Source organism: Ottowia sp. (assembly GCF_035444425.1).
Lineage (GTDB): Bacteria > Pseudomonadota > Gammaproteobacteria > Burkholderiales > Burkholderiaceae_C > Ottowia.
In genome coordinates this window covers 47621-65321 of sequence record NZ_DAOMOQ010000009.1, presented here as the reverse complement: position 1 = coordinate 65321, position 17701 = coordinate 47621, and the positions used below count along the sequence as shown (strand labels likewise).

At 69.5% G+C, this 17701-nt stretch carries 16 protein-coding genes; 10 read left to right on the top strand and 6 right to left on the bottom strand.

From position 1 onward, the window contains the following. Nucleotides 1-23 precede the first annotated feature (23 nt). Nucleotides 24-929 (bottom strand): patatin-like phospholipase family protein, encoded by a 906-nt coding sequence (locus tag PK606_RS05630; protein WP_324561577.1) that lies wholly within the window; start codon nucleotides 927-929, stop codon nucleotides 24-26. A gap of 132 nt (nucleotides 930-1061) precedes the next feature. Further along, on the bottom strand, nucleotides 1062-2027 hold the full coding sequence (locus PK606_RS05625) for a LysR family transcriptional regulator (RefSeq protein ID WP_324561575.1): 966 nt from the start codon (nucleotides 2025-2027) through the stop codon (nucleotides 1062-1064). A 169-nt stretch (nucleotides 2028-2196) separates the two neighbouring features. On the opposite strand from PK606_RS05625, the gene wrbA reads away from it, so the two are divergent. Next, complete coding sequence (wrbA, locus tag PK606_RS05620) at nucleotides 2197-2799, top strand: NAD(P)H:quinone oxidoreductase (protein WP_324561573.1); 603 nt, start codon at nucleotides 2197-2199, stop codon at nucleotides 2797-2799. Nucleotides 2800-2845: 46 nt separating this feature from the next. Here wrbA and PK606_RS05615 read toward each other — a convergent pair whose 3' ends face one another. Then, nucleotides 2846-4081: an MFS transporter gene (locus tag PK606_RS05615; protein WP_324561571.1), complete on the bottom strand. Its 1236-nt coding sequence runs from the start codon at nucleotides 4079-4081 to the stop codon at nucleotides 2846-2848. Nucleotides 4082-4186: 105 nt separating this feature from the next. Here PK606_RS05615 and radA point away from each other — a divergent pair, with 105 nt between their 5' ends. From radA to PK606_RS05570, 9 genes are all read left to right on the top strand, one after another. After that, entirely contained in the window at nucleotides 4187-5575 is a 1389-nt protein-coding gene (gene radA / locus PK606_RS05610) for a DNA repair protein RadA (RefSeq protein WP_324561569.1), read from the top strand. A gap of 465 nt (nucleotides 5576-6040) precedes the next feature. Continuing rightward, nucleotides 6041-7306 (top strand): glycine betaine/L-proline ABC transporter ATP-binding protein ProV, encoded by a 1266-nt coding sequence (gene proV / locus PK606_RS05605; protein WP_324561567.1) that lies wholly within the window; start codon nucleotides 6041-6043, stop codon nucleotides 7304-7306. A gap of 37 nt (nucleotides 7307-7343) precedes the next feature. Next, nucleotides 7344-8693 (top strand): glycine betaine/L-proline ABC transporter permease ProW, encoded by a 1350-nt coding sequence (proW, locus tag PK606_RS05600; RefSeq protein ID WP_324561565.1) that lies wholly within the window; start codon nucleotides 7344-7346, stop codon nucleotides 8691-8693. Between the two features lie 23 nt (nucleotides 8694-8716). Then, nucleotides 8717-9766: a glycine betaine/L-proline ABC transporter substrate-binding protein ProX gene (gene proX, locus PK606_RS05595; protein ID WP_324561563.1), complete on the top strand. Its 1050-nt coding sequence runs from the start codon at nucleotides 8717-8719 to the stop codon at nucleotides 9764-9766. A 99-nt stretch (nucleotides 9767-9865) separates the two neighbouring features. Then, a complete protein-coding gene (locus PK606_RS05590) occupies nucleotides 9866-10282 on the top strand; it encodes a glycerate kinase (RefSeq protein ID WP_324561561.1) in 417 nt (138 codons plus the stop codon). 70 nt (nucleotides 10283-10352) lie between these two features. Beyond that, entirely contained in the window at nucleotides 10353-11291 is a 939-nt protein-coding gene (locus PK606_RS05585; protein WP_324561559.1) for a branched-chain amino acid transaminase, read from the top strand. Between the two features lie 27 nt (nucleotides 11292-11318). Beyond that, a complete protein-coding gene (locus tag PK606_RS05580; protein ID WP_324561557.1) occupies nucleotides 11319-12347 on the top strand; it encodes a glycosyltransferase in 1029 nt (342 codons plus the stop codon). A 74-nt stretch (nucleotides 12348-12421) separates the two neighbouring features. Continuing rightward, on the top strand, nucleotides 12422-12628 hold the full coding sequence (locus PK606_RS05575; protein WP_324561555.1) for a zinc-finger domain-containing protein: 207 nt from the start codon (nucleotides 12422-12424) through the stop codon (nucleotides 12626-12628). A 256-nt stretch (nucleotides 12629-12884) separates the two neighbouring features. Next, nucleotides 12885-13970, top strand: a complete 1086-nt coding sequence (locus PK606_RS05570) for an O-antigen ligase family protein (RefSeq protein WP_324561554.1) — start codon at nucleotides 12885-12887, stop codon at nucleotides 13968-13970. Nucleotides 13971-14018: 48 nt separating this feature from the next. On the opposite strand, the gene PK606_RS05565 is transcribed toward PK606_RS05570, so the two are convergent. The 3 genes from PK606_RS05565 to PK606_RS05555 form a co-directional block, all read right to left on the bottom strand. Beyond that, the gene (locus tag PK606_RS05565) at nucleotides 14019-15275 is read right to left on the bottom strand and encodes a sensor histidine kinase (RefSeq protein WP_324561552.1); all 1257 of its coding nucleotides are present in this window, start codon (nucleotides 15273-15275) and stop codon (nucleotides 14019-14021) included. An 8-nt stretch (nucleotides 15276-15283) separates the two neighbouring features. Next, nucleotides 15284-15994 (bottom strand): response regulator, encoded by a 711-nt coding sequence (locus PK606_RS05560; RefSeq protein ID WP_324561550.1) that lies wholly within the window; start codon nucleotides 15992-15994, stop codon nucleotides 15284-15286. Between the two features lie 106 nt (nucleotides 15995-16100). Continuing rightward, nucleotides 16101-17453 (bottom strand): AmpG family muropeptide MFS transporter, encoded by a 1353-nt coding sequence (locus PK606_RS05555; RefSeq protein ID WP_324561548.1) that lies wholly within the window; start codon nucleotides 17451-17453, stop codon nucleotides 16101-16103. Between the last annotated feature and the right edge of the window lie 248 nt (nucleotides 17454-17701).

Sequence of the window (17701 nt, the reverse complement as noted above, 5' to 3'; positions counted from 1 at the left end):
GTCGGCCGCGCCGTGGCGTGGCCTCATCCAGCGCCGGCGTGGTCCGCTGCGTGCTCGTGGCGATCGTGAGGGTGGCGATGGTGGTGCGCTAGCGGCACATGCAGCGGGCCGGTCTGGTCGAGGCCGCCGTCGGCCAGCCAAGCCGCGGTCTGCTCGGCCGAACGCTGAATCAGCGCGGCAGTACGTGAAAAATCGAACACCGAGACGTCGAGCGGGCACAGCGTCGGCACGATGGTGATGCGCGCCTGCGTGTCGTAGATGCGCACGTCGCGGTCGAGCTGCCGCATGCTCAGCAGGCTGAGCATGTGCAGCGCCAGCGCCACCATGTCGCGCGGCGGCTCCTTGGCGGCGCAGGTGGTACCGGTCGGCAGCACCACCACGCGCTGCGCGCCCAGGCGCACCGCGGTGGCGATCGGCGTACTGCTGCTGATGCTGCCATCGACCAGGAAGCGCCCGTCCAGCTCCACCTGCGGGAACACCACCGGCACCGCCGTGCTGGCCAGCAGCGCCGGTTCGAGATCACCCGACGACAGCACCACCTCGGCGCCGCTCAGGGCATCGGTGGCGACGATGCTCAAAGGCAGCGCGGTGTCCTCGATGCGACGGATCGCCAGCGCGCGGCCGATCAGCGCCTGCAGCGGGCCGGGATCGACCAGGTGGTCGCGCCGCAGCAGCCACGCCTTCAGGCTGGCGCCCACGGTGAAAGGAAAGATGTCGCGTCGCCGCAGCCCGCGCCACAGGTCGGCCAGCCGTTCGACACCATCGGCCGTCGGCGCGGCGGCAAAGAAGGCGCCGTTGAGCGCGCCGACCGAGGTACCGATCACCATGTCGATCGGCAGCTCGATGCGGCTGAGGGCCTGCAGCATGCCGACCTGGACCGCGCCCAGGCTGCCGCCGCCACTCAGGACCAGGGCTGTCTTCGTTTCCATCGCAGCGTCCCGCTTCGCCTTCCCGTCCACGACCGGTGGCACCGGCGCACGAAACAACACCGACCCGCGCGCCAGCGTGCCGATCCGGGACGTTGATCCGAATGGTACGCCCAGTCCGACGGCGGCGCAGCGTCAGGCGGTGCCGGATGCGGGCTGTTCGTTGCCGGTGTGCGCGGTGTAGGCGCCGACGGCTGCCGCGGTCTGGCGGCGCGTTTCGTCGACCAGCCAGTCGAGGAACACGCGCGTGCGCTGCGGGATGAACTTGCGCGTCGGCACCGCCGCGTACATGCTCAGCCGTCCGGTGATCCAGGGCGGCAGCACGCGCACCAGCTCGCCGCGCGCCAGATAGGGCGCGACGATGTCGAGCGAGGCCGAGGTGATGCCGGCGCCGTCCAGCGTAGCGCGCATCAGCGTGTCGGTGTGGTTGGCGATGAGCAGCGGCGCGATCGTCACCTGCACCGGCCGCTCCGGCTCGCGCGGGCACCACATGCGCCACAGCCGCGGGTTGGCGCCGGGCTGATGCAGGCGCAGGCAGGCGTGCTGCGCCAGATCGGTCGGCGCGTTCAGCGGCGTGCGGTGCGCCAGGTAGCGCGGCGCGGCGACCAGCACCGCCTCGGCATCGATCACCTTGCGCGCCACCACCTCGGGCCCGGGCCGCGCATCGGAGCCGAACAGGGTGATGTCATGGTCCTCCACCGGCGGCTCGTGCCGCGCCTCGACCACCAGGTCGATGACGATACCCGGATAACGCGCGTGAAAACCGGCGATCAGCGGTGCCACCACGTGGCTGGCCAGCACCGGCGGCGCATGCAGGCGCAGCGTGCCGGCGAGTTCGGCGGTGTGCGCGCTGGCCAGGCGCTCGGCCTCGTCGATGTCATGCAGGATCGCGCGCACGCGCGCCAGATAGGCGTCGCCGGCCTCGGTCAGCGCCTGGCGCCGCGTGCTGCGCTGCAGCAACCGGGTGCCGAGGTGCGCCTCCAGGTCGGCCAGCAGGCGCGTCACCACCGGCGGCGAGAGATCCAGCGCGCGCGCCGCGGCGGCCAGGCTGCCTTCGTCGACCACGCGCTCGAACACGCGCATGGAGAGCAGGCGGTCCACGGGTTGCTCCTTCAGTACAGTCGAAAAAGGCCGATATTATTTCTATTTCAGAAATTTACCAGTGCTTGGCAGATGATTTTCAGCCGGTTTCTATAAGGATAAAGTGCTCGCAGCGGCGGACGCACCAGCCGCGTCTTCCCTTTCAACACCAACACCTGTGGAGCACCTCATGTCCAAAGTCCTCGTCCTCTATTACTCCAGCTACGGCCACATGGAAACCATGGCGGGCGCCGTCGCCGAAGGCGCACGCGCGGCCGGCGCCACGGTCGACGTCAAGCGCGTCCCCGAAACCGTGCCCGAAGACATCGCCAAGGGCGCGCACTTCAAGCTCGACCAGCCAGCGCCGGTCGCCCGCGTGGAAGAGCTGGAGAACTACGACGCCATCATCGTCGGCGCACCGACGCGCTACGGCCGCATGGCGGGGCAGATGGCGTCGTTCCTGGACGGAGCCGGGGGCCTGTGGGCGCGCGGCGCGCTCAACGGCAAGGTGGGCGGCGCCTTCACGTCCACCGCCACCCAGCATGGCGGTCAGGAAGTCACGCTGTTCTCCATCATCACCAACCTGCTGCACTTCGGCATGACCATCGTCGGCCTGCCGTACAGCTACCAGGGGCAGATGACGCTGGACGAGATCGTCGGCGGCAGCCCCTACGGCGCCAGCACCATCGCCGGCGGCCAGGGCCAGCGCCAGCCGAGCGCCATCGACCTCGACGGCGCGCGCTTCCAGGGCAAGCTGATCGCCGAGACCGCCAACAAACTGTTCGGCAACTGAGCGCCGCGATGCGGGCGGCGTTCGGCTCCCGCGGACGCGCCCGGCCTCAGCTGACCGCCTGTTCGCCCCTGGTCTCGCGTCCCAGCAACGCCACCGCCGCCGCGCCGATGGCGATGGTGACGGCGAACAGCGCGAAGATGGCGCCGGTGCCCCAGCCCTGCGCGCCCAGGAACGGGATCGCCAAAGGCCCCAGGATGCCGCCGATGCGGCCGATGCCGGCCGCCGTGCCGACGCCGCTGGCGCGGATCTGGGCCGGGTAGTTCTCGGGCGAGTAGGCGTACAGCGCGCCCCAGGCACCCAGGTTGAAGAACGACAGCAGCGCGCCGTAGAGCAGCAACGCGCCCTCGGTGCTGGCATTGCCGAAGGCCCAGGCGCTGGCCGCCGTGCCCAGCAGGTACACCACCAGCACGAACTTGCGGCCGGCGCGCTCGATCAGCCAGGCGGCGGTGAAGTAGCCGGGCAGCTGCGCCAGCGTCATCATCAGCACGTACTCGAAGCTCTTGATCAGGGCGAAGCCCTTGCTCACCATCACGCTGGGCAGCCACAGGAACATGCCGTAGTACGAGAACACCACGGTGAACCAGAGGATCCACAGCATCAGCGTGCTGCGGCCGTGCTCGGCCGACCACAGCGCCGCCAGCCGCGCCGTCCACGGCAGGCCGGCCGAGGGCGGCGCCGTCGGCTTGTCGTCGGGCAGCTTGCGGCGCAGGTACAGCGCGTAGATGGCCGGCAGCGCACCCAGGATCAGCGCCACCCGCCAGCCCATGTCCTTCTCGAACAGCGGCATGATGAAGTAGGCGATCAGCGCCGCCAGGATCCAGCCCAGCGCCCAGAAGCTCTCCAGCAGCACCACGATGCGGCCGCGCTCGTGCGCCGGCACGCGCTCGGACACGTAGGTGCTGGCCACCGGCAGCTCGCCGCCCAGGCCCATGCCGATGAAGAAGCGCAGCACGAACAGCACCGCCAGCGTGGTGGCGAAGGCCGACAACCCGCTGGCGATGGCGAACAGCAGCAGCGTGATGATGAACACGTGCTTGCGGCCGATGCGGTCGGCCATCATGCCGAACATGACGGCGCCCACCGCCATGCCGATCGAGTTGATGGAACCCAGCCAGCCCATCTGGCCGGGCGTCAGGCCCCAGTCGACCCGCAGCGCCGCCAGGATGAACGACAGCAGTCCGACGTCCATGGCGTCGAACATCCAGCCCAGGCCGGAAGTGACGAGCAGGCGGTTTCGGGACACCGGCGGCTGCCCGGTGCTGGCGACGTGGGTTTGGGACATGGGGGCTGGTCCTTGAACTGATGGACGTGAGGTGGCGCATGGTACCGGTTCGCAAGCACCGCCAACGGCATCCATGTCAATGCCGCGCACCGCTACGATCACCGCATGGCCAAGGACAAGAGCATCTACACCTGCAACGAATGCGGCGCCAGCACGCCGCGCTGGCTGGGCAAATGCCCGGGCTGCGGCGCCTGGAACACGCTGGTCGAAAGCATCGCTGAAACACCGGTCGCGGGCAGGAACCGGCTCGGCGCCTGCTTCGCGGCGCTGGCACCGGCCAGCCCGGTACAGCCGCTGGCCGCGATCGAGGCCGTCGACGTGGCGCGCACCCCCACCGGCCAGAGCGAGCTCGACCGCGTGCTCGGTGGCGGCATCGTCGAAGGCGGCGTGGTGCTGATCGGCGGCGATCCGGGCATCGGCAAGTCGACGCTGCTCTTGCAGGCAGTCGATGCGCTGCAGCGCGGTGGGCTGCCGGCGCTCTACGTCACCGGGGAAGAAAGCGGAGCCCAGGTGGCGCTGCGGGCGAAACGCCTCGGCATCACTGGCTCGCAGGTCAGCGTGCTGGCCGAGATCCAGCTGGAGCGGATCGTCGCCACCCTGGCCGCGCAGCAGCCCGCGGTGGCGGTGATCGACTCGATCCAGACCGTCTATTCGGACCAGCTCAGCAGCGCCCCGGGCAGCGTGGCGCAGGTGCGCGAGTGCGCGGCGCAGTTGACGCGCTGGGCCAAGGCCAGCGGCTGCGCGATCGTGCTGGTCGGCCACGTGACCAAGGACGGCCAGCTCGCCGGTCCGCGCGTGCTGGAGCACATGGTCGACACGGTGCTGTACTTCGAGGGCGACACGCACTCATCCTTCCGCCTGATCCGCGCGATCAAGAACCGCTTCGGCGCCGTCAACGAGATCGGCGTGTTCGCCATGACCGAGCGCGGCCTCAGGGGCGTCAGCAACCCGAGCGCGATCTTCCTGAGCCAGCACGCGCAGCCGGTGCCGGGCTCGTGCGTGCTGGTCACGCTGGAGGGCACGCGGCCGATGCTGGTGGAGATCCAGGCGCTGGTCGACAGCGGCGGCGTCAGCCCGCGGCGCCTGTCGGTCGGCCTGGAGCGCGACCGCCTGGCGATGCTGCTGGCGGTGCTGCACCAGCACGCCGGCGTGGCCACGGGCGACCAGGACGTGTTCGTCAATGCGGTTGGCGGCGTGCGCATCAGCGAGCCGGCGGCCGACCTGGCGGTGATGCTGGCGATCACCTCGTCGCTGCGCGGCAAGGCGCTGCCCAAGGGCTTCATCGCTTTCGGCGAGGTCGGCCTGGCCGGCGAGGTGCGCCCGGCGCCGCGCGGCCAGGAACGGCTGAAGGAAGCGGCCAAGCTGGGTTTTTCCGTCGCCGTGGTGCCGAAGGCGAACGCGCCGAAGAAACCGGACCCGGCGCTCGAAGGCCTGACCATCCATCCCGTCGAACGCGTGGATGAGGCGATGGCGCTGGTGCGCGGGCTGGATTGAATCGCCAGGAACAAGTAGCGTCGATACGCCAAGCGCTGCCGGGGAGTTCACCCGCGCGCTGACGCATTCACCCCCGTGGCTGACCGCAACCACGGTGGCGGCACGCCGGTGGATCAGCTGGCGGGCGCGCCGCCTCATTCCATCGGAAAGCTGTGCGCAGCAGATTTCATTCTGAAATTGATATATAATCTTGCGCTTTCCGAGCGTCGGCGTGCGGCTGGAAGCAGCACACCGGGGCCCGGGCAGGCGGCGGGGAAACGTTTTCGCGCCGCTCTTGTCGGTGGACTTGCTGAAGCCCTGGCGCCTCACATCGCCCACCCGCGGACCTGAAAAGCGTCCGCGTCAAAACCCACTACCCGCAACCAGGCCCCGGCGTTTGCACAGCCTCCCGTTGTCGGCGTCATTGGCGTCGTCCTTGTAGCACCACCTTCGCCGCGGTCCGGCTGCCCCACCGGAGGATTCACCGTGGCCAAGCAAATCGTGATCGACCACCTGTTCAAGGTCTTCGGCGACGCGCCCGAACGCGCCCTGGCGTTGGCCCGCCAAGGCCTGAGCAAGCAGCAGATCGTGCAGCAGACCGGGCAGTCGATCGGCGTGTTCGACGCCAGCTTCACCATCGAGCCAGGCGAGATCTTCGTCGTCATGGGCCTGTCCGGCTCGGGCAAGTCGACCCTGGTGCGCATGTTCAACCGCCTGATCGAGCCCACCGCCGGCCGCATCGTGGTCGATGGCGAGGACATCGCCCGCTACGACGACAAGCAGTTGCGCGACTTCCGCCGCAGGCACATCAGCATGGTGTTCCAGTCCTTCGCGCTGCTGCCGCACCTGACCGTGCTGCAGAACACCGCCTTCGGGCTCGAGCTGGCCGGCATGCCGCGCGCGGAGCGCGAGGCCGCCGCCCGCGCCGCACTGGAGCAGGTCGGCCTCGGCGTGTGGGCCGGCAGCTACCCCGACGAGCTGTCGGGCGGCATGCAGCAGCGCGTCGGCCTGGCACGCGCGCTGGCGGCCGACCCCTCGATCCTGCTGATGGACGAGGCCTTCTCGGCGCTCGACCCGATCATCCGCAGCGAGATGCAAGACGAGCTGCTGCGGCTGCAGCAGATCACGCGCCGCACCATCGTGTTCATCTCGCACGACCTGGATGAAGCCATGCGCATCGGCGACCGGGTGGCGATCATGAAGGACGGCCAGGTGGTGCAGGTCGGCACGCCGGAGGAGATCCTGCGCCAGCCGGCCGACGATTACGTACGCCAGTTCGTGCGCGGGGTCGACCAGGCCGCCGTGTTCAAGGCCGGCGACATCGCCCGCAAGACCCAGGTGGAGGTCTCGGAAAGCCCCACGCGCGGCTGCCGCCCGGCACTCAAGCGCCTGCGGGACCAGGACCGCGAATGGGCCTACGTGGTGGACGCCCGGCACCACTACCTCGGCGTCGTCTCGGCCGATTCGCTGCGCACTGCGCTGCACGGGCACGAAGGCCCGCTCGGCCTGAAGCACGCCTTCGTGACGGCAATGGAGCCGGTGCCGGCCGACACGCCGATCACCGAGCTGTACCGCCTGATGGTGACGCAGCCGGCGCCCTTGCCGGTGGTGGCGCCGGACGGGCGCTTCATCGGCACCGTCAGCAAGAACCGGCTGTTCACCTTCCTCGATCCCTACACCGACACCGAGGGCAACCCGCTGCCCGGGGTGGCGCCGGCCAGCACCGAAGCCGCCGTGCCCGCCATCGCCTGAGCGCCGCGCCCGCCGCCAACACCTTCGGAACCCCACCATGAGCACTTCCACCTCGACATTCTTCGATCCCTACCAGGCCGCGCCTGCCGAAGCCAATCCCGAGTGGCTGGGCGGCCCGCCGGCCATCACGCAGAACCCGGGTGCCAGCACCCCGGCCGCCAGTACCTTCGAAGACCCCTACCAGGCCGCACCCGCCGATGCCAACCCCGAGTGGCTGGGCGGCCCGCAAGCCGTCACGCAGGATCTCAGCGCCACCACGCCCAGCCTGAGCGGCTTCGATGACCCCTACCAGGCCACACCCGCCGATGCGAATCCCGAATGGCTGGGCGGACCGGCGGCCGTCACGCGCGACCTCAGCGCCGCTGGCGACGTGGCGCTGCCCGGCGCAGCCACCGATGCAGCCACGGGCGGCGCCGACGCCGCCATCGGCAGCGTGGCCGCCTGGCTCGATGGCGGCTTGCCGGTGCAGGCCTGGATCAACCAGTTCCTGGGCTGGTTCGTCGATCAGTTCCGCCCTGCCTTCCAGCTCATGCGGCAGCCGGTCGACGCCTTGCTGTCCGGCATCGAAGCCACGCTGCTGTACCCGCCCACGCTCGCCATGGTCGGCCTGCTGTCGCTGCTGGCCTGGCAAGTCGCGGGCGGACGCCTGGCCGTGGCCACGCTGCTGTCGCTGCTGCTGCTCGGCCTGCTCGGCATCTGGCAGGAGTCGATGACCACCTTGTCGCTGGTACTGACAGCGCTGTTCTTCTGCGTGCTGATCGGCCTGCCGACCGGCATCTGGCTGGCGCGCAGCGACCGCGCCAACCAACTCGTGCGCCCACTGCTCGACGCCATGCAGACCACGCCGGCCTTCGTCTACCTGGTGCCGGTGGTGATGCTGTTCGGCATCGGCAACGTGCCCGGCGTCATCGTCACCATCGTGTTCGCGCTGCCACCGCTGGTGCGCCTCACCAACCTGGGCATCCGCCAGGTGCGGCCCGACCTGATCGAGGCCGCGCAGGCCTACGGCGCCTCGCCCTGGCAACTGCTGACGCGGGTACAGCTGCCGCTGGCGATGCCGTCCATCATGGCCGGCATCAACCAGGCTCTGATGCTGAGCCTGTCGATGGTGGTGATCGCCTCGATGATCGCCGTCGGCGGCCTCGGCCTGATGGTGCTGCGCGGCATCGGCCGCCTCGACATGGGACTGGCCGCGATCGGCGGGCTCGGCATCGTGATCCTGGCCATCGTGCTGGACCGCCTGACCCAGGCGCTGACCCACACCGAGCGCCATGGCGTCGCCTGGCACCAGCGCGGCCCGCTCGGCCTGCTGCGCCGCCTGACCGGTGGCACGCGCGCAGCGCGCCCGATCGCCACCACTTCGCTGCAGACCGCGCCCGCAGCCTGAGCGCCTTCGAAAGGACCCCGACCATGACCATCCGCATTCCGCATTTCCCCACCACCGCCAACGGCCGCTTCACGGCGCTGCGCCGCACCGCGCTGGGCCTGCTGGCCGCACTGTCGCTGGCCGCCGCAGCGGCCGCCGCCAACCCGCAACTGCCGGGCCAGGGCGTGACGGTGCAGCCGCTCAAGAGCTCGATCGCCGAGGAAACCTTCCAGACCCTGCTGGTGATGAAGGCGCTGCAGCAGCTCGGCTACGACGTCAAGCCGATCCGCGAAGTCGAATACGCCACCAGCCACCTGGCAATCGGCAACGGCGACGCCACCTTCCTGGCCACGCACTGGGAACCGCTGCACGACAACTACTACGCCAATTCCGGTGGCGACGCCAGGCTGTGGCGCGACAACACCTATTCGGGCAACGCCATCCAGGGCTACCTGGTGGACAAGAAGACCGCCGACGCGCACGGCATCGACAACCTCGGTCAGCTGGCCGATCCGGCCATTGCCAGGCTGTTCGACGTGGACGGCGACGGCAAGGCCGACCTCACCGGCTGCACCCCCGGCTGGGGTTGCGAGGCGCAGATCGAGGCGCAACTCACCGCCTACAAGCTGCGGGGCACCGTGACGCACGTGACCGGCAACTACTCGGCCCTGATCGCCGACGTGATCCAGCGCTACCGCGACGGCCAGCCGGTGCTGTACTTCACCTGGACGCCGTACTGGGTCAGCTCGGTGCTGGTGCCCGGCAAGGACGTGGTCTGGCTGCAGGTGCCGTTCTCGGCCCAGGCGGGCGATCTGGCCGGCCAGGACACCACGCTGCCGAACGGGCGCAACTACGGCTCGATCATCAACAACCAGCGCATCCTGGCCAACCGCGCCTTCGTCGATGCCAACCCGGCAGCCAGGAAGCTGTTCTCGGTCATGAAGCTGCCCGTCGGCGACATCACGGCGCAGAACAACGCCATGAACAACGGCGAGAACTCCGAGCGCGACATCGAGCGCCACACCGACGGCTGGATCAAGGCGCACCAGACGCTGTTCGACGGCTGGCTCGACGCGGCCCGCGCCGCCCACTGACGGCGGCGCGGGCCGCGGGCACTGGCAACCCCCGACCCAGCCGGCAAGCCGCTGCCGGACACATCCCGCCGGCGATTCGGCAACAGCGACAATCACGCCATGAACTGGCAACGCTGGATGGTTGTTCTCGGCGCCGTGGCGCTCGGTGCCGGTGCCTGGCGGGCCGGCGGCTGGCAGGGCCTGGCGCTGGTCGGCAGCGGACTGGTGCTGTGGTTCCTGCTGTACTACACGCGCCTGATCACGGTGATGAAGCGCGCCAGCGAGCGGCCGATCGGCCACATCGGCAGCGCGGTGATGCTCAACGCCCGGCTGAAGCCCGGCCTGTCGCTGCTGCACGTGCTGGCCTTGACGCGTTCGCTCGGCCAGCGCCTGTCGCCCGAGGGCAGCGAGCGCGAACTGTACCGCTGGACCGACGCCGGCCAGTCGCACGTCACGACGGAGTTCCTGAACGGGCGGCTGGTGCGCTGGCAGCTGGAGCGGCCGCCCGCCGATACCGAACCAGCGCCCGGGGCTTAAAATTGCCTTTTGCGCGCGGCGCCGCCACGCCTGACGCCGCGCATCGTTGGCAAGACAGCAAGGACACCCCATGAGCACCCCCGCCCTCACCATGGCCGATCGCGACGGCAAGATCTGGATGGACGGCCAGTTGGTCGACTGGCGCGACGCCAAGATCCACGTGCTGACGCACACGCTGCACTACGGCTGCGGCGCGTTCGAGGGGGTGCGGGCCTACAACACCGTCAGCGGAACCGCGATCTTCCGGCTGGCCGAGCACACCCAGCGCCTGTTCAACAGCGCCAAGATCCTGCGCATGCCGATGCCGTTCACGCCCGAGCAGCTGAACGAGGCGCAGAAGGAAGTGGTGCGCGCCAATAAGCTGGAAAGCTGCTACATCCGCCCGCTGGTGTGGATCGGCTCGGAGAAGCTGGGCGTCAGCCCCAAGGGCAACACCATCCACGTCATGATCGCCGCCTGGGCCTGGGGCGCCTACTTGGGCGAGGAAGGCATGAAGAAGGGCATCCGCGTCAAGACCAGCAGCTACACCCGCCACCACGTCAACATCACCATGACGCAGGCCAAGGCGGTGAGCAACTACAGCAACTCGATCCTGGCCAACATGGAAGCGCTGGACGACGGCTACGACGAGGCGCTGCTGCTGGATTCGGCCGGCTTCGTCAGCGAGGGCGCCGGCGAGAACGTGTTCCTGGTCAAGGACGGCGCCATCTACACGCCCGACCTGTCGGCCGGCGCGCTCAACGGCATCACCCGCAACACGGTGCTGCACATCGCCAAGGATCTGGGCGTCGAGGTGGTGCAGAAGCGCATCACGCGCGACGAGTGCTACATCGCCGACGAGATGTTCTTCACCGGCACCGCGGCCGAGGTGACGCCGATCCGCGAACTCGACCGGGTGCAGATCGGCGCCGGCCAGCGCGGTCCGGTGACCGAAAAGATCCAGAGCGCCTTCTTCGACATCGTCAATGGCAGGAATGCCAAGTACGCGCACTGGCTGGCCAAGGTCTGAGCCATCGGTGGCCGCGGCGCCGCTCGCATGCGCATCGCCCACCTGTTGTTCACCGATCGCTTCGCCGGCAGTGAACGCTATGCGATCGAACTGGCGAATGCGCAAGCAGAACATCACCAGGTCAAGCTGATCCTGCGCCGCAGCGCGGCGCAGGATCGCCCTGACGCGTTGGCACAGCGCGTCAGTCCGGCGGTCGAGTTGGCGCTAGTCGATAACTGGGGCACTCGCTGGAAGGCCCGGCGCCTGTTGCGCCAATGGCAGCCCGACGTGGCCCATGCCCACCTCAGCGGCGCCTGCAAGGCGCTGCACGGCCTCGACGGTCTGTGCCTGCGCGTGGCCACGCTGCACATTCATTACAAGTCGCAGCAGCATGCCGGGCTGGACGCCCTGGTGGCCATCGCGCCATGGCAACTCAACGCGGTGCCGGCGCGCCTGCGCGAACACACGGTACAGATCGACAACTGGACACAGCCGCGGCAGCCGGACGCCGAGGCGCGCACGCGTCTGCGGGCGCAGCACGGCATCACCGCGGATGCCTGGCTGGTCGGCGGGCTGGGGCGCATCGAGCACAGCAAGGGCTTCGATCTGCTGATCGAGGCCTTCGAGCGCGCCAACCCGCCGAATGCGCGGCTGGTCATCGTCGGCCAGGGCCCTGCGCTGGCCGAACTGCGCCGCCGCGCCGGTTCGCGGGTGCTGCTGCCCGGCTTCAGCACCACGCCGCAGGATTGGCTGGCCGCGTTCGACCTCTTCGTCAGCGCCGCGCGCAGCGAGCCATTCGGCCTGGTATTTCTGGAGGCCATGGAAGCCGGCCTCCCGGTGCTTGCCACGCGCAGCCAGGGCGCGCTGCACTTGGCGCCGCAGATGCAGCCTCTGCTGGTGCCGCCAGAGGACGCCGCCGCGCTCACCGAGGGCCTGCGCGAACTGGCGCGGCTGCGACCGCCGCGGCGCGCCTACCCGATGCAGGCCCATCGGCTTGAACGCCAATTGACAGCGTTCGACGCGTTTTATGCCCGTGAGCACGCCCGATTGGCACGGCCTGCGACCGGTTCAGGCTGATCGACATTGAAAAAGTCGGACAATCAGCCCATCTCCCGCTACACCACGCTTTCGAGTCATTCGCCATGCCTGCTATGAAGAACAGTGTCGTCGAGCTTCTGGCCCAGGATCTCAGCCATCACGGTCAGGTGTACTGTCCGCATCCCAAGGCAGACATGAAAATCTGGAACAACCACCCGAGGGTCTACCTAAACGTCTCGCGCAAGGGCGAGGCGACCTGCCCCTATTGCGGTACCGTCTACCGGCTGAAGGCCGGCGAGCATCTGGCGCCGGCTCACTGACACCCCGACCACCCGCTGCCGCGCGCAGCGCCCGGCCCGATACCGACTTTTGGCCGCCGCAGTTCTGATCTTGCCCCTGAGTGCCGAGACCCACATTCGCGTCACCAGCCTGTCGGCATTCCTGATCCCGGCACTGACGCTGTGGCTGCCTTCAGGCTACGCCTACGGCACCGCCCTGCTGCTGCTGGCGGCGCTGCTGGCCGCCCCAAGCTGGGCCAGGCAGACGCTGTCACCGCCAGCGACGCGCTGGCTGGTGATGGCATTCGGCCTCATGGCATTGGTCTGGCTGTATGGCAGCGACTGGAGCAAGGGCGCAAGCGTGTTCAACAAGCCGGCCCGCTACATCATGGCGCTGCCATGCCTGCTCTATGCCCTGCGATTTCCGCCCCGCTGGAGCCATTTGCTGGCCGGCATCACCTTCGGCGCTGCCGCCGGGGGCCTGCGCGCCCTGTATGACCTCCAGGTGCTGGGGCTCGAGCGGCCCTGGACCGATGCCCATCAGTCGGCCAACGCCATCCAGCTCGGCAACCTCAGCGGCTGGATGGGCTTGATGTGCTGGCTCTTCCTGCTGATGTACTGGGAGCGCTGGGACTGGCCGCGCCGCCTGCTGGTCCTGGGCAGCGCCGGGCTGGGCCTACTCGGTTCGCTGCTGTCGCAGACCCGCGGCGGCTGGCTCGCCCTAGTGCTGTGCGCACTGCCGCTGCTTTGGCTGCTGGCGCGCCACTGTTCGTGGCAACGCGCCGGCGCCGGCGTGCTGCTCATCCTGGCAATGGCCCTACCGCTCGGCTGGAACTTTGGCGCCACGCTGGAGCAACGCTTCGATTGGGCGGTGGCCGAAGTCCTCGACTACCAGCGCCACGGCACCGCCGACAATTCGGTCGGCCATCGGCTCGACCATGGCCAGCTGGCATTCGCGATGGGGCTCGACAAGCCGCTGACCGGTTGGGGCGATGCCGGCTACGTCGCCGAGAAGGCGCGCCGCGTGGACGCGGGGCAAGCCAAGCCGGCCGTGCTCGGCTTCGGCCACGCCCACAACGACCTGCTCGACCAATTCGCCAAGCGTGGCCTGATCGGCGTCTTCGGGCTCTTGGTGCTCTACGGCGTGCCGCTGATATTGTTCTTGCCACGGCGCCAGCAGCATGCGAGCACCGCAGCCTATGCGCATCAGGATGCATTGTGCGTGCGCCTGACGGGTGTGTCCGTGCCGCTGGTCTTCATGGGATTCGGCCTGACGCAGACCTTCTTCGCGCACTACAACGGCGTGGTCTTCTACGTGATGATGGTAACGCTGCTATTCGCCACGCTGCACGGGCTGGATCGCCAGACCGCGCGAGCCACCTGAGTCGAGGCTAACCTTCGCGCCGAACGGGCCACCGAGTACGAAACCGGCTCAAGCCAGCGGCAGCCGCAGCGTGAACCGCGCCCCGGCGCCGTCGCGGCCGCTGCAGCGCACCGTGCCGCCGTGGCGTTCGGCAATCGAGCGCACCAGCGCCAGCCCGAGGCCGACGCCGCCGTCGCGCTCGCTGGCGCCGGGCAGGCGGTAGAAGGGCTCGAAGATGCGCTCGCGCTGATCGGGCGGCACGCCGGGGCCGCGGTCGTCGACGTGCAGCAGCGCGTGCGCGCCATCCAGCGCCAGCACGGCATTCACCTCGCCGGCGCGTCCGGTGCGCCGGCCGTGGCGCACGGCATTTTCCAGCAGGTTGCGTACGGCACGGCGCAGCAGCTTGGCGACGCCGGGCACCACGATCTCGGGCGCCTCGCCGCCCACGTCCAGGCTGGCACCGACGCGCGCGCATTCCTCGGCCAGCAGGCCGATCAGGTCGACGGGTTCCACGCTGCCGAGGTCGGCCTCGCGCGCATCGAGCCGGCTGGCCAGCAGGATCTCGTCGATCAGCAGGTCGAGTTCGCCGATGTTGCGCGCGATCTCCTCACGGGCGGCGGCTGAGCTCGGTCCGCCGCCCAGTTCCAGCGCCATGCGGATGCGCGCCAGCGGCGAGCGCAGCTCGTGCGAGGCGTTGGCCAGCAGCGATTTCTGCGACTGCAGCAGCGCCGCCTGTGAATCCATCAGCGATTGCACGCGCTCGGCGGCGGCATTGAAGCGGCGCGACAGGTCGGCCACCTCATCATGCCCGCCTTCCGGCAGGCGCACCGACAGATCGCCCTCGCCCCAGCGCTGCACGCCGCGCTGCAGGCCTTCCAGCCGCAGCGTCAGGCGCCGCGCGACCGGGTAGACGCCGATCATCACCACCAGCCCGGCCAACGCCAGCATCCACAGGAAGCCGTAGGGCGGGCGCAGCCAGGCCAGCGCCGGATCGCCACCGCGCCGGGGGCCACCGGCAGGGTGGGCGCGGCTGCGCGGCGGCATCTGCAGGTGCAGTTCCTGGCCATCCTGCAGCCTGACGACGAACTCAAGGCCCTGGCCGGGCGTGCGGCGCGGCTGCGCCTCGGCCTTGCCGATCAGCTCGCCGGCGGCATTGCGCACCACCACCTCGCGCGGCGCCGGCGGCTGGCGATCGCGCTCGCGCTGCTGCTCGGCCTGGTGCCAGGCCCAGCCGACCAGCAGGCTCAGCACCGCCACGCTGCCGGCCACCGCGAGCCAGATGCGCAGGTACAGCTTGCGCGCGACGGGGTTGTCGCTCAAAGCCATGATCGGCGTCAGTCTTGCTGTTTCGCGAACACGTAACCGACGCCGCGCACGGTGAGGATGCGCCTGGGGTTCTTCACGTCCTGCTCGATGGCGGCGCGGATGCGGCCCATGTGGACGTCGATCGAGCGGTCGAAGGCCTCCAGCTCGCGCCCGCGCACCGCTTCCATGATCTGGTCGCGCGTCAGCACGCGGCCGGCGCGCTCAGCCAGGGTGACGAGCAGGTCGAACTGGTAGCTGGTCAACTCGGCCGGCTGCCCACCCACGGTGACGCTGCGGGCGTCGCGGTCGATTTCCAGCGATCCGAAGCGCATCGGCTTGTGTTCCGGCGCGGTGCCCGGCGCCTGGTGGCGGCGCAGCACGGCACGGATGCGCGCCAGCAACTCGCGCGGCTCGAACGGCTTGGGCAGGTAGTCGTCGGCACCCAGTTCAAGGCCGACGATGCGGTCCATCGGGTCGCCCTTGGCGGTCAGCATCAGCACCGGCACCCGCGCGCCCTCGTTCGGCAGCGCACGGATGCGGCGGCACACCTCGAGGCCGTCGATGTCGGGCAACATCAGATCGAGGATCACCAGGTCCACCGGCCGATCCTGCAGCGCCGCCAGGCCGGATTCGCCGTCGCCCGCATGCGCGACGGCGTAGCCGGACTGGGTCAGGTACTCACCCACCATCGCGGCCAGGCGGGTATCGTCTTCGATCATCAACAGGTGCTGGGTGCTCATCGTGGTGCTCGTACTCCCCGGCGGGCAGGCGCCCGCCTCGCGCCTTCCATGTTCGCCGCCGCCGGCGGCCGAGGCTTGAAGCCGGGGTAAAGATAAGTAAATCGCATCAGGCCTGCTGCGGCGACCGCGGGACCGGCTCGGGCGCCGCAGCCACCTGCTGGTGCGTCCGCATGGCCAGCCACACCAGCAGCAGCACCGGCACGCCGAGCAGCGCGGTGCTGGTGAAGAAGCCCGCGTAGCCGAAGGCGTTGACGTAGTCGCCCGAGAAGCCGGCGATGAACTTGGGCAGCAGCAGCATCAGCGACGAGAACAGCGCGTACTGCGTGGCCGAGTAGCTGATGTTGGTCAGGCTCGACAGGTAGCCGATGAACGCCGCCGAGGCAATGCCCGAAGCCAGGTTGTCGGCCGACACCACGGCGATCAGCGCCGGCACGCTGTGACCGTGACCGGCCAGCCAGGCGAACAGCAGGTTGGTCAGCGCCGACAGCACGGCCCCCAGCATCAGGATGCGCATGACGCCGAAGCGCAGCGCCAGCGAGCCGCCGACGAAGGCGCCCGCCAGCGTCATGATGACCCCGTAGACCTTGGTCACGGCCGCCACCTCGTCCTTGGTGTAGCCCATGTCGACGTAGAACGGATTGGCCATGATGCCCATCACCACGTCGCTGATGCGGTAGATGGCGATCAGCGCCAGGATCAGCGCCGCGTGCCACCGGTAGCGGCGAAAGAAGTCGGCAAACGGCTCGATCAGCGCGCCGCGCAGCCACTCGGCGGCACTGCGCGTCGGCGCCAGCGGCAACGGCGCCGGCTCGGGCGACAGCAGCACCGTCAGCACCCCGATCACCATCGAGCCCGCCATCACCAGGTAGGCCAGCTGCCAGGCCGCGTTGTCGTAGCCGGCGGCGCCACCCTGCGCGCGCGCGGCCAGCCACAGCACGCCGGCGCCGGCCCAGATCATCGCCAGCCGGTAGCCCATCTGGTAGCTGGCCGCCAGCGCCGGTTGCTGCTCGGTCGGCGCCGACTCGATGCGGTAGGCATCGAGTGCGATGTCCTGCGTGGCCGAGGCGAAGGCCACCGCCAGCGCGCACCACACCACCCCGGCCAGCGACACGCGCGGGTCGGCCATGGCCATGCCGACCAGCCCGGCCGCCACGCCCAGTTGCGCCAGCAGCAGCCAGCTGCGGCGCCGGCCCAGCCACGCGGTGAGGCCCGGCAGCGGCACCCGGTCGACCAGCGGCGCCCAGGCCCACTTGAAGCCGTAAGCCAACCCGACCCAGCTCAGGTAGCCGATGGTGCTGCGGTCGACGCCGGCCTCGCGCAGCCGGAACGACAGCGTGCCCAGCACCAGCAGCAGCGGCAGGCCGGCCGAGAAGCCGAGCGTCAGCATGCGCAAGCTCGCGGGCGCCAGATAGACACGCACGGTGTCGCGCCAGCTTGGCGCTGCGGCGGCGTCAGGCAAGAGCGGCTCCTCGGCAAGGCGCCGACAACAACGTCGTCCGGCGCTGGCGGTTCATGAATGGCTTCATCGGCGCCATTATTGACGCCGCCCTGCATGCCTTCCGCACTGGTCGGGGCGCAGCCGCGTGTCGGCCCCAGACCAACCGTCACCATCCATTTGCATCCGCCTGCGAACCAATGGGTATTGGTGCCGCCTGAAACCAGCTGCGGCACAATGAACGTGCATCCGCCCTCTCACCTGCCCAAGGT